The sequence below is a fragment of the Micromonospora sp. WMMD987 genome (assembly GCF_029581435.1).
In the GTDB taxonomy this organism is placed as follows: Bacteria; Actinomycetota; Actinomycetes; order Mycobacteriales; family Micromonosporaceae; genus Micromonospora; species Micromonospora rifamycinica.
Genome location: NZ_CP120861.1, coordinates 2558750 through 2570111, shown reverse-complemented (window position 1 = coordinate 2570111; position 11362 = coordinate 2558750). Strand labels below are relative to the sequence as shown.

Annotated in this window: 11 protein-coding genes; 3 read left to right on the top strand and 8 right to left on the bottom strand. The window is 72.3% G+C overall.

From position 1 onward, the window contains the following. Window positions 1-11 precede the first annotated feature (11 nt). On the bottom strand, window positions 12-737 hold the full coding sequence (locus O7612_RS11045; protein ID WP_282272792.1) for a protein phosphatase 2C domain-containing protein: 726 nt from the start codon (window positions 735-737) through the stop codon (window positions 12-14). Window positions 738-990: 253 nt separating this feature from the next. On the opposite strand from O7612_RS11045, the gene O7612_RS11040 reads away from it, so the two are divergent. Continuing rightward, window positions 991-3600 (top strand): glycoside hydrolase family 9 protein, encoded by a 2610-nt coding sequence (locus O7612_RS11040; protein ID WP_282273880.1) that lies wholly within the window; start codon window positions 991-993, stop codon window positions 3598-3600. A 111-nt stretch (window positions 3601-3711) separates the two neighbouring features. Next, the gene (locus tag O7612_RS11035; protein WP_282272791.1) at window positions 3712-4122 is read left to right on the top strand and encodes a hypothetical protein; all 411 of its coding nucleotides are present in this window, start codon (window positions 3712-3714) and stop codon (window positions 4120-4122) included. Between the two features lie 84 nt (window positions 4123-4206). Here O7612_RS11035 and O7612_RS11030 read toward each other — a convergent pair whose 3' ends face one another. The 6 genes from O7612_RS11030 to O7612_RS11005 all read right to left on the bottom strand — a co-directional run bounded on the left by O7612_RS11030 (window position 4207) and on the right by O7612_RS11005 (window position 9550). Beyond that, the gene (locus O7612_RS11030) at window positions 4207-4782 is read right to left on the bottom strand and encodes a snapalysin family zinc-dependent metalloprotease (RefSeq protein ID WP_282272790.1); all 576 of its coding nucleotides are present in this window, start codon (window positions 4780-4782) and stop codon (window positions 4207-4209) included. Between the two features lie 161 nt (window positions 4783-4943). After that, a complete protein-coding gene (locus O7612_RS11025; RefSeq protein ID WP_282272789.1) occupies window positions 4944-5201 on the bottom strand; it encodes a UBP-type zinc finger domain-containing protein in 258 nt (85 codons plus the stop codon). Then, a complete protein-coding gene (locus O7612_RS11020) occupies window positions 5201-6778 on the bottom strand; it encodes a Na+/H+ antiporter (protein WP_282272788.1) in 1578 nt (525 codons plus the stop codon). Before O7612_RS11020 ends, O7612_RS11025 begins: the two co-directional genes overlap by 1 nt. A 34-nt stretch (window positions 6779-6812) precedes the next feature. After that, a complete protein-coding gene (locus O7612_RS11015; RefSeq protein WP_282272787.1) occupies window positions 6813-7778 on the bottom strand; it encodes a TIGR03885 family FMN-dependent LLM class oxidoreductase in 966 nt (321 codons plus the stop codon). Between the two features lie 83 nt (window positions 7779-7861). After that, complete coding sequence (locus tag O7612_RS11010) at window positions 7862-9274, bottom strand: NADP-dependent succinic semialdehyde dehydrogenase (protein ID WP_282272786.1); 1413 nt, start codon at window positions 9272-9274, stop codon at window positions 7862-7864. A gap of 12 nt (window positions 9275-9286) precedes the next feature. Continuing rightward, entirely contained in the window at window positions 9287-9550 is a 264-nt protein-coding gene (locus tag O7612_RS11005) for a DUF6343 family protein (protein WP_282272785.1), read from the bottom strand. 198 nt (window positions 9551-9748) lie between these two features. Between O7612_RS11005 and O7612_RS11000 the strand changes: the two genes are divergently transcribed. After that, on the top strand, window positions 9749-10603 hold the full coding sequence (locus O7612_RS11000; protein WP_282272784.1) for a GDSL-type esterase/lipase family protein: 855 nt from the start codon (window positions 9749-9751) through the stop codon (window positions 10601-10603). A 33-nt stretch (window positions 10604-10636) separates the two neighbouring features. On the opposite strand, the gene O7612_RS10995 is transcribed toward O7612_RS11000, so the two are convergent. Then, complete coding sequence (locus O7612_RS10995; protein WP_282273879.1) at window positions 10637-11356, bottom strand: EcsC family protein; 720 nt, start codon at window positions 11354-11356, stop codon at window positions 10637-10639. Window positions 11357-11362: the final 6 nt, after the last annotated feature.

Genomic DNA, 11362 nt, shown 5'->3' with positions numbered 1-11362 from the left:
GATGACCGGCCTCACTCGTCGACGACGTCGGCGATGAGCACGGTGATGTTGTCCGGACCACCGGCCCGCAGGGCCAGGTCGATCAGCCGGCGGGCGCAGTCCTCCCGGTCCGGGGTCTCCCGCAGCACCTCGGTGAGGGTGTCCAGGCGGACCACGTTGGAGAGGCCGTCGCTGCACAGCAGCCAGCGGTCACCGGCCCGGGGGACCATCGTCGCGTACGACGGGGAGACCTCCTCGCCCTGCAACGCCTGGGTGACCACGGCCCGCCGGGGGTGGCTGGACGCCTCCTCGGGGCTGATCAGGCCCTGGTCGACCAGCATCTGGACGAAGGTGTCGTCGCGGGTCACCTGCTTGAGGGTGCCCTCGCGGAACAGGTAGGCCCGGGAGTCGCCGACGTGCGCGAGCGCCAGGCAGCTCCCCGTGCGGGAGAAGAGCAGGGCGGTCAGTGTGGTGCCCATGCCCTGCCGCTCCCGGTCCTCCTGGACCGCCTGGTGAATCCGCGCGGTGGCCAGCTCGATGCCGGTCTGCAACGCCGCCACCAGAGCGTCCTCGGGGGTTTCGACGTCCAGCGGGGCGACCGCGTCGATGGCGATCCGGCTGGCCAGGTCGCCGGCCGCCATCCCGCCCATGCCGTCGGCGACGGCGACGAGCCAGGCGCCGGAGTGCAGGGCGTCCTGGTTTCCGCTGCGGATCAGCCCGCGGTCGCTCGTCCCGACGGAACGAAGCTTCAGGGTCATGGGTGGCAGCCTGCCAGGCGGAGGGCGTTGTTGTCTCTAGGAGATCAGGACGACTGCGCGTGGCGCGGCGAATCTCACTGCCCCGGGCGTCGATCCGGGCCGCTCCGGCCCGTCCCGACCAGGCCGAAGGTCATCCAGTCGAATCGATTGACAGGGACGAGACGCGCTGGAAACATCTGGCTGATACTGGGAGCGCTCCCATTGATGGACAGCGTTACCACACCTCCACCGCCCGGAAAGGAATCCCGTGATCCTGACCCGACGACGTCGGCGGCATCTCGCGGTACTGGCAACGACGACCCTCATCCTCACCGGCCTCGGCGCCGGCGTGGCCCACGCCGAGGTGCCCCCGGACGCCCCCGAGCAGATCACCAACGGCGACTTCAGCGAGGGCGTCTCGCCCTGGTTCTCCTACGGCACCGGCCCGCTCGAGATCGTCGACGGCGGGCTCTGCGTCACCGTCCCCGCCGGGTTGGCCAACCCGTGGGACGCCGGCATCGGTCACGACGGAGTCCGGCTCAACGCCGGCGCGGAATACAAGCTGGGCTTCGACATCTCGGCCACCCCCGGGCTCTCGGTCAACGCCGTGCTCCAGCTCGGCAGCGCCCCCTACACGTCGTACGCGAGCGTCCCGGCCGTCGCCAACCCGACGACCAAGCGGGTCGAGCAGACCTTCACCGTCCCGGAGGACAACCCCAACGCCCAGCTCATCTTCCAGGTCGGCGGGGCCGCCGCCGAGCAGCGCCTCTGCCTGGACAACGTCTCGCTGCGCGGCGGCGAGGCGGCCCCGCCGTACGTGCCGGACACCGGCCCCCGGGTCCGGGTCAACCAGGTCGGCTACCTGCCCGGCGGCCCCAAGAACGCCACCGTGGTGACCGAGTCGACCGAGGCACTGCCCTGGCAGCTCAAGTCGGCCGCCGGCACGGTCGTCGCCAGCGGCACGTCCACCCCGCGCGGGGTGGACACCGCCTCCGGGCAGAACGTGCAGACCGTCGACTTCTCGTCGTACCGCACGCCCGGCACCGGCTACACCCTGGTCGCCGACGGGGAGACCAGCCACCCGTTCGACATCTCCGGCGACCTCTACGACCGGCTGCGCGCCGACGCGATGCAGTTCTTCTACGCCCAGCGCAGCGGCATCGAGATCGACGGTGACCTGATCGGCGAGGAGTACGCCCGCCCGGCCGGCCACCTCGGGGTCGCCCCCAACCAGGGCGACACCCAGGTCCCGTGCCAGCCCGGCGTCTGCGACTACTCGCTGGACGTGCGCGGCGGCTGGTACGACGCGGGCGACCACGGCAAGTACGTGGTCAACGGCGGCATCTCCGCCTACCAGCTGCTGAGCACCTTCGAGCGGACCAAGACGGCGGAGACCGCCGCCGGTGGCGCCGCGCTGGGCGACTCGACGCTGCGGGTGCCCGAGCGCGGCAACGACGTGCCGGACGTCCTCGACGAGGCCCGCTGGGAGATCGAGTTCCTGCTCCGCATGCAGGTGCCGGCCGGCAAGCCGCTGGCCGGGATGGTCCACCACAAGATCCACGACAAGGCGTGGACCGGCCTGCCGCTCGCCCCGCAGGACGACGCGCAGCCGCGTGAGCTGCACCCGCCGTCGACGGCCGCCACCCTGAACCTGGCCGCCGTCGCCGCGCAGTGCCAGCGCCTCTTCGCCCCCTACGACGCCGCGTTCGCCACCCGCTGCGGCACCGCCGCGTCGACCGCGTACGCCGCCGCCAAGGCACACCCGGCGGTCTACGCCGACCCCAGCGACGGCATCGGCGGTGGGGCCTACGAGGACAACAACGTCACCGACGAGTTCTACTGGGCCGCCGCCGAGCTGTACCTGACCACCGGCAAGAAGGCGTACCTGGACGACCTGACCGCCTCGCCCCACCACACCGGCGACGTGTTCGCCACGGGCGGCGCGTTCAGCTGGCAGAGCGTGGCCGCGGTCGGCCGGCTCGACCTGGCCACCGTGCCGAACGGCCTGCCGGCCGCCGACCGGGCCCGGGTCCGCGCCTCGGTGACCGCCGCCGCCGACAAGTACCTGACCACCCTGCACGCCCAGGCGTACGGCCTGCCGGTGCCGGGTGAGGCCGCCAGCTACGTCTGGGGCAGCAACAGCAACATCATCAACAACATGGTCGTGCTGGCCACCGCCTTCGACCTGACCCGGGACGCCAAGTACCGTGACGGCGCGGTGCAGGCGACCGACTACCTGCTCGGCCGCAACGCGCTGAACATCTCGTACGTGACCGGTTGGGGCGAGCAGAACGCCCGCAACCAGCACAGCCGGATCTTCGGCAACCAGCTCAACCCGGCCATGCCGAACCCGCCGGCCGGCTCGCTCGCCGGTGGCCCGAACGCCGCCCTCCAGGACCCGTTCGTCGCCCAGCTGCTCAAGGGCTGTGCGCCGATGTTCTGCTACGTCGACGACATCAACTCGTACTCGACCAACGAGGTGGCGATCAACTGGAACTCCGCGCTGGCCTGGCTCGCGTCGTTCCTCGCCGACCAGGGTGACGCCAAGGCGGTGGCCCCGAGCACCTGCGCGGTCACCTACCAGGTGCACGGCACCTGGCCGGACGGCTCCAACACCCAGATCGTCCTCCGCAACACCGGCGACACCGCGATCGACGGCTGGACCCTGCGGTACGCCTACAACGGCGACCAGAAGGTCACCCAGGCGTGGACGGCCAAGGTGACCCAGTCCGGGGCCACCGTGACCGTGAAGAACGAGTCGTACAACAAGAAGATCGCGCCGGGCGGCAGCGTGACCTTCGGCCTGCTCGCCAAGACCGGCACGCTGGCCAACCCGTCGCCGGAACTGATCACCGTCAACGGCGCGGCCTGCACCGTGTCCTGACCGGCACACACCTCGGGCCCCGGGTCACCCCCCGGGGTCCGAGCGCGCCGGGCGGTCGTCCCCCGACCGCCCGGCGCACCCCCGTCCGGCCCAGTAGTGGAGACGAGTCCCATGCCCGAGCTGAGCACGATCTCCGAAGCCGAACGTCGGCGCATCGTCCACGAGTTCGTCGACGAGACCGTCGGCGACGCACACCCCGAGGTCGTGGCGATGGTCCGCGACCTCACCCACCGGATGCACGACACCGTCGAGCTGGCCCGCGCCGCCGGGATCGCGCCGGAGTCGGCCCGTGCCGGGCACGTGGTGGCCGCGCTGGTCGCCGCGTACGGCGAGGTCTTCGACCGGGTCGACGACGCCGGTTGCCGCAGTGCACTGCTGGCCCGCCTGGAGATCGCGAACGATCCACGGACCGAGCGGTACTTCGAACTCCTGGCGACGGTCAACGGGTGGACCCCACCGCCCACCCTGACCCCCGTCCTGAACTGGCTCATCACCGCCCTGACCCACCACCCCACCCCCTGACCCCACCGCTCCCACCCCCACACCCGCCCCGGTGGTCAAGAGGTTTGCGTCAAAGTAGTGATCAACTTTGACGCAACCTCTTGATCACCGGGATGCAGCGGCGAGGGCGGTAGCGGGGAGGGTGGGGATCCAGGTGTGGGTGGTGGCGGCGGGGGCGGTGAGCGAACCGGCGAACAGGGCGTTGACCCGGGACGCCTCGGCGGCGCTCGGCTTGGCGTTGCGGCACGAGACCGGGGCGCTGCTGCCGGACATCAGGTCGGTGCACAGGCCGGTCCGGTTGTCCGGCAGGCCGAGGATGTGACCGATCTCGTGGGTGGCGATCCGGGTCCGGTCGTACCCCTGGTCGACGGCCTGGGTGCCCATCCAGACCCGCCCGTTGCCCAGGCTGGTGGTCTGCGCCCGGGGCCAGCCGGTGTCGACGTAGATGGTGATGTTGCCGGGGGTGCGGGCGGCCAGCCGGACATTGGTCACCGAGCTGTTCCAGATCGTCGCGGCCTGGTCGAAGTTGGTGCGGAACTCCCCGGCCCGGCTGGCGTCGTAGTAGACGGTCCGCACGGCGGCGGAGGCGCCGGTGCCGGGCGCGGTGACCGCGCCGGTCGCCGCGAGCACCAGTGCCAGCAGGGTTCCGGCGGTACGCGGGAACTCTCGTCGTCGGAGCATCCGACCTCCCATCGATAGAAGTTCACCGATGTTAGATCGGCTGTCGATCCGGGGTCGAATAACGGATGCGTCATACCGCCGGAACCGGCCGCACGGTCACGACCGCCGGGGACCGGTCAGCCACCCCGGTCGACACCCCGGAGCGGGCACCGCGCCGCCCGTCAGCCGATCTCCTCGTCGACGAAGCACCAGCGCCAGGACTCCCCCGGCTCGATCGAGCGCATCACCGGGTGCCCGCTCGACTCGAAGTGCTTCGTCGCGTGCTGGTACGGCGACGAGTCGCAGCATCCCGTCCGACCACACTCCAGACAGGACCGCAGGTGCACCCAGTCGGCGTTGCCGACGGCGATGCACTCCGGGCAGCCGTCGGTGACGGTCGGCTCGGCGGTCCCCGCCCCGGTCAGGTGCGCACAGCTCATCAGTCGCTCTCCCGTCGCAACAACGATTCCTCCAGGTCCAGGTCACGGTAGGCCCGCACCAGCACCTCCTCGGGAATCCGTCCCTCGTCGCGGGCGGTCCGGAAGACCTCCCGCTCGGCGTCGATCATCTCCTGCCGCAACCGACCGTACGCCTGGGACGGGGTTTCCCGGTCGGTGCCGCCGAGCCGTTCCCAGGCCAGGTTGGTACGACTCTGCACCAGCCCGCGCAGCCGCTCCACCACGGCCTCGGGAGCGCCCCCGGCCAACTCGTCCAGCCGTTCCCGGGCCGCCCGGCCCGCCTGCTGCTGCACCGTCGCGGCGGAGAGCGCGTCGGCCACCGGGTCGTCCGGGGGCAGTCTCAACCGGCGGGCCACCCACGGCAGGGTCGCCCCCTGCCCGAGCAGGGTCGCCATGATCACTGCGAAGGCCAGCCAGATGAACAGCGCCCGCTGGTAGGGCTGTTCGCCGGCCAGGGTCAACGGCAGGCCCAGCGCGGCGGCCAGGGTCACCACCCCGCGCATCCCGGCCCAGCCGATGACGATGGGGAACTGCACCGGCGGGGCCGGATCCCGCTGCCGCACCCGGGGCACCAGGCGGGCCAGGTAGGTGGCCGGGAAGACCCAGACGAACCGGGTCAGGAAGACCGCCGCCAGCACCGCCGCGGTGATCCCCACCAGCCGGCCGGTCGGCTCGTCGAGATCCTGCAACACCTCGGGCAGTTGCAGGCCCACCAGCAGGAAGACCAGCCCCTCCAGCAGGAACTGGACCAGTCGCCAGAACGCGCCGGTCTGCAACCGGGACGCGGCCGACAGCAGCAGCGGCATCTTGTGGCCGATCCCCAGCCCGGTGACCACCACCGCCACCACCCCGGAGGCGTGGATCTCCTCGGCCGCGAAGACCACCGCGAACGGCACGATCAGCGACAACGCGTTGTCCAGCAGCGGGTCGGTGGTGCGCTTGTGCAGGTACCCGAAGACCACCACGCCCAGCAGCCCGACCAGCACCCCGCCACCGGTGGCGACCACCACCTCCTGCGCGACGTACCCGAAGCTGACCGAGCCGGCGCTGGCGGTGGCCGCGACGATCGCCACCCGCAGCAGCACCAGCGCGGTGGCGTCGTTGACCAGACTCTCCCCCTCCAGGATGGTCACCAGCCGCCGGGGCAGGCCCACCCGCCGGGCCACCGCGGTGGCCGCGACCGCGTCCGGCGGGGCCACCACCGCGCCCAGCGCCACGCAGATCGCGTACGGCAGGTCGGGCAGGAACAGGTGCACCACCGTGCCCACCACGAACGCGGTGAAGATCACCAGTCCGACCGCGAGCAGCAGGATCGGCCGCAGGTTGAGCCGGAAGGCCGGTACCGAGGTGCCCAGCGCCGCCACGTAGAGCAGCGGCGGCAGGATGCCCACCAGCACCAGGTCGGGATCGAGCCGGACGTGGGGGAAGCCCGGCAGGTAGGAGAGCCCGAGACCGAGCACCACCAGCAGGATCGGCGCGAGCAGCCCCAGCCGGCGGGCCAAGGCTGCGCCGAAGGTCGCGATCGCCAGGAAGACCACGACCTCGAACAGAGCTTCCATGAGATAGCAGCCTAGGGGTACCGGCGCGCGGTGATCAGCCGGCGGCGCGCAGTTTCGGCAGCACCTCCGCACCGAACGTGTCGATGAACGCGCGCTGCTCCTGCCCGACGTGGTGCAGGGCGATCTGGTCGAAGCCCAGCGACAGGTACTCCTCCAGCCAGCCGACGTGCCGGCCCAGGTCCGCCGACACGTTCACCACCTCGGCGACCTGCTCCATCGGTACCCGCTCGCTGACCACGTCGAAGTGCTCGGCGGTGTCCAGGTCCCAGCAGACCGGCGGCGGGAAGATGTTGCTGCGCCACTGCTCGTACGCGATCGACTCCGCCTCGGCCTGCTCGGGCGCCCAGCTCACGTGCACCTGCAGGTGCAGCGGCCCGCGACCGCCCGCGTCCCGGTAGGCGTCGATCATCTCGCGCAGGTGCGCGGTCGGCGCGTTCACGGTGATCAGGCCGTCCGCCCACTCGGCGCACCAGCGGGCGGTGGCCACGCTGACCGCCGCCCCGATCAGCGCCGGCGGTTCCTCCGGCCGGGTCCACAGCTTCGCCCGGTCCACCCGGACCAGGCCGTCGTGGCTGACCTCCTCACCGGCCAGCAGCGCCCGGATCACCTCCACGCACTCCCGCAGCCGGGCGGTCCGCACGTCCTTGCGCGGCCAGCCGTCGCCGGTGATGTGCTCGTTGCTCGCCTCACCGGTGCCCAGCGCCGCCCAGAACCGCCCCGGGTACATCGCGCCCAGGGTGCCGATGGCCTGCGCGATGATCGCCGGGTGGTAGCGCTGGCCGGGGGCGTTGACCACGCCGAACGGCAGCCCGGTGGCCTGGAGCGCGGCCCCCAGCCAGGACCAGGCGAACCCGGACTGGCCCTGCCGGGTGCTCCACGGCGAGAAGTGGTCCGACGACATCGCGGCGTCGAAGCCGGCGCGTTCGGCGTGCACCACCGCCTCCAGCAGGCGGCTCGGATGGATCTGCTCGTGGGAGGCGTGGAAGCCGAACACCGTCATGGCGTCCTTCCGTACCCATGACGGTGTCCGGTTAAAGCTCTGCCGCGCCCGCTACCCGGCACGGGCGGGCGGGCGGCACCCGGTCACTCGGCGTGCGCGCCGGCCCCGGCGGAGGCCGCCCCCTCCCCGACCCAGACGGTCTTGGTGTTGCAGAACTCCCGCATCCCCAGCGCCGACAGCTCCCGGCCGTAGCCGGAGTTCTTCACCCCGCCGAAGGGCAGTTCGGGGTACGAGGTGGTCATGCCGTTGACGAAGACGTTGCCGGCCTCCAGGTCGACGGCGAACCGCTCCTGCTCGGCCGGGTCGGTGGTCCAGGCGTTCGCGCCCAGCCCGAAGGGGGTGCCGTTGGCCACCTCGATCGCCTCGTCGTACGACGACACCCGGTAGAGCCCGGCGACCGGCCCGAAGACCTCCTCGGCCCACATCCGCATCTGCGGGTTCAGGTCGGTCACCACGGTCGGCGGGTAGAACCAGCCGTCGCCGGTCGGCTTCTCGCCACCGCAGAGCACCGTCGCGCCGTGCGCCACCGCGTCGCGCACCTGGGCGTCGATCTCGTCCCGGCCGCTCTCGCTGGCCAGCGGGCCGACGTCGGTGTCGGCGTCCATCGGGTCACCGACCCGCAACGCGGCCATGTTCGCGGCGAACTTCCCGGCGAACGCGTCGAAGACGTCGGTGTGCACGATGAACCGCTTGGCGGCGATGCAGGACTGGCCGTTGTTCTGGCAGCGGGCGGTGGTGGCCACCTCGGCGGCCCGGTCCAGGTCGGCCGAGGGCATCACCACGAACGGGTCGCTGCCGCCGAGTTCCAGCACCGTCTTCTTGAGTTCCCGGCCGGCGATCTGGGCGATCGAGCGGCCCGCGCCCTCGCTGCCGGTCAGCGTGGCGGCCCGGACCCGGGGGTCGCTGAGGATCCGGTCGACCGCGTCGGAGCCGACCAGCAGGGTGGTGAAAGCGCCCTCGGGGAAGCCGCCCCGGCGGAACACGTCCTCCAGGTAGAGCGCCGTCTGCGGCACGTTGGAGGCGTGCTTGAGCAGGCCGGTGTTCCCGGCCATCAGGGCCGGCGCGGCGAACCGCATCACCTGCCAGAGCGGGAAGTTCCACGGCATCACCGCGAGCACCGCCCCGATCGGCTGGTAGCGGACGTACGCCCGCTTCGCCTTGACCGCGGCGGCGTCGGCGGGCTCGTCGGCGAGCATCCGCTCCGCGTGGGCGGCGTAGAACCGGCAGGCCGTCGCGCACTTGGTGACCTCGGCCTTCGCCGCGGCGTACGTCTTGCCCATCTCGGTGGTCATCAGCCGGGCGGTTTCGTCACGTTCGGCGTCGAGCAGGTCGGCGACGGTGTTCATCCACTGCGCCCGCTGGTCGATCGTGCTCCGGTGCAGGTCCCGGAACGCCAGGTCGGCCCGCTCGATGGCGGCGTCGATCTGCTCGGCCGACATCGGGTCGTACGACTTGAGCACCTGACCGGTGGCGGGGTTGGTGGTGGCTATGGGCATCTCGTACTCCTGTCACTCGAAGAGTGAGTGTCGCGCGCCCGGCTGCTCGCGGCGACGGGCGGCGCGACGGCGCTGGATGACGATCAGGTCGACCACCGCCACGACGACGAACAGTACGCAGAGCACGCCCAGCCAGGCCAGGCCGGCCCGGAACGCCAGGGCGGCGAACACGCCCATGGTGACCAGGCCGAACAGGGCCAGCACCAGCCGGAGGTTCAACGCGCTGTAGGCGTGGCCGACCGTGCCACGGGCACGCCGGGGCTGCGATCTCGTCATCGTCCCGGGCTACCCCCGGACGGACCCCGCTAACCGGCCACGACGCGCGGATTGCCGCGCCGACCCCATACCGGTATCAGATTCATGTTTCTACATGTTTACTCTGCCCGGAACCCGACACGAGCGGACCGTCCCGCCCCACCCGGGCCGTAGAGTGACCGCGCTGTCGCTCTGCGCTGCCGGACCGGGGGAAGACGCATGCCTCGACGCTGGGTCGCCGCCGTGGCCTGCCTGCTGGCGCTCGTCGCCCTCGGCTGCGAGGAGGGCGGGGACGCCTCCCCCCGGCCCACCAGGAGCGGGTCGACCCCGACCGGCCTGCCCACCACCATGGCCGCCCTCGGCGACTCGATCACCACCGGCTTCGGTTCCTGCCTCGTGCTCACCTCGTGCCAACGCAACTCCTGGTCCACCGGGGACGGCATCCGGGTGGACAGCCACTACCGGCGGCTGCTCGACGCCGACGCGCCGATCCGCAACCGGGCCCGCAACCACGCCGTGCCGGGTGCCCGCGCCGAGGCGCTGGCCGGGCAGGCCGCCGCCGCCGTCCGGGACAAGGCCGACTACGTCACGGTGCTGATCGGCGCGAACGACGCCTGCCGGGACGACATCGACCGGATGACCACCCCGGCCACCTTCCGCGACCAGGTGGACCAGGCCCTCCAGGTGCTCCGGGAGGGCCGCCCCAGGGCGCGGGTGCTGGTGGCCAGCGTGCCCGACCTCAACCGGCTCTGGGAGATCGGGCACACCGACTCCCGGGCGGTGCGGATCTGGAAGACCGGCATCTGCCCGGCCCTGCTGGCGAACCCCACCTCGGACGCCGCCGCCGACCGCAGCCGACGGTCCCGCTTCGCCGAACGGATCGACGACTACAACAGCCAGCTCAAGGCGGCCTGCCGGGCGTACGGGTCGCGATGCCGCTACGACGGCGGGGCGGTGCACCGGGTACGGTTCAGCCTGGACGAGGTCAACGCGCTGGACTGGTTCCACCCCAACGTGGCCGGGCAGAACCGGCTCGCCGACGCGACCTTCCCGGCCGCCGGTTGGCGACTCTGACGTCGCCGGCCCGGCGGCCCGGGGCGGGTCGGATCAGGGGCGGCGGGGTTGGGGCACCCCGCTGCGGTGTTCCCGGTAGAGCGCCTGCGAGCGCTCGGCGAGATCCTTCGTGGCCGATGAGTTGGCCCAGGTGCCGAGGATGATGGCGGCCCCCGGCACGACCTTGGCGAAGACCCGCTTCGCCGCCCGCACCCCGGCCATCCGGGCCAGCCGGACACCCAGTTGCAGCATCACCCGACCGAGCGGGTTCTGGGCCGCGTGACCGAACAGCGCGCCGGCCCGCTCCCGACCGGCGGCGACGCCCAGGGCCAGCCGGGCCGTCTCGGCCGCCTTGTGCACCTTCTGCAGGACGAGCAGATCGGTGGCGCGGTCCGGGTGCTCCGGGTCCGCCCCGTACGCGGCGGCGACGTGCAGCACCAGCCGGGCCTGGGTCCAGGCCAGCACACCGACGTCGATGACCGCCCCCGGCAGCCCGGCGGCGCCGGAGACCGCGCCGGAGAGCCGGGCGCGGTTGACGAAGCGGCGGATCGCCTGGTCGGCCAGCTGGTCGGCGGTGGCGTCAGGGCGTTCCGCCCGCGCCCTGGCGATCCACCGGGCCGCCTCCGGGCCGAGCCGGCGGACCGCCTCCAGGGCCAGGTGCTCCGGGGCGTACTGCGGATCCTCCCGCATCCGGTCCCAGAGCCGGGCGGGCGGCGCTTCGGGGGCGTCGGTCGGATCGCCGGCCGGCGCACCCGGCACCGCCGGGACCGGCACCGGCGG

Coding starts and splice junctions, on each gene's coding strand:
- O7612_RS11030 (WP_282272790.1), bottom strand. CDS start 4,782: ATGCTCCGACGACGAGAGTTCCCGCGTACCGCCGGAACCCTGCTGGCA.
- O7612_RS11015 (WP_282272787.1), bottom strand. CDS start 7,778: ATGACGGTGTTCGGCTTCCACGCCTCCCACGAGCAGATCCATCCGAGC.
- O7612_RS11045 (WP_282272792.1), bottom strand. CDS start 737: ATGACCCTGAAGCTTCGTTCCGTCGGGACGAGCGACCGCGGGCTGATC.
- O7612_RS11025 (WP_282272789.1), bottom strand. CDS start 5,201: ATGAGCTGTGCGCACCTGACCGGGGCGGGGACCGCCGAGCCGACCGTC.
- O7612_RS11020 (WP_282272788.1), bottom strand. CDS start 6,778: ATGGAAGCTCTGTTCGAGGTCGTGGTCTTCCTGGCGATCGCGACCTTC.
- O7612_RS11000 (WP_282272784.1), top strand. CDS start 9,749: ATGCCTCGACGCTGGGTCGCCGCCGTGGCCTGCCTGCTGGCGCTCGTC.
- O7612_RS11010 (WP_282272786.1), bottom strand. CDS start 9,274: ATGCCCATAGCCACCACCAACCCCGCCACCGGTCAGGTGCTCAAGTCG.
- O7612_RS11005 (WP_282272785.1), bottom strand. CDS start 9,550: ATGACGAGATCGCAGCCCCGGCGTGCCCGTGGCACGGTCGGCCACGCC.
- O7612_RS11035 (WP_282272791.1), top strand. CDS start 3,712: ATGCCCGAGCTGAGCACGATCTCCGAAGCCGAACGTCGGCGCATCGTC.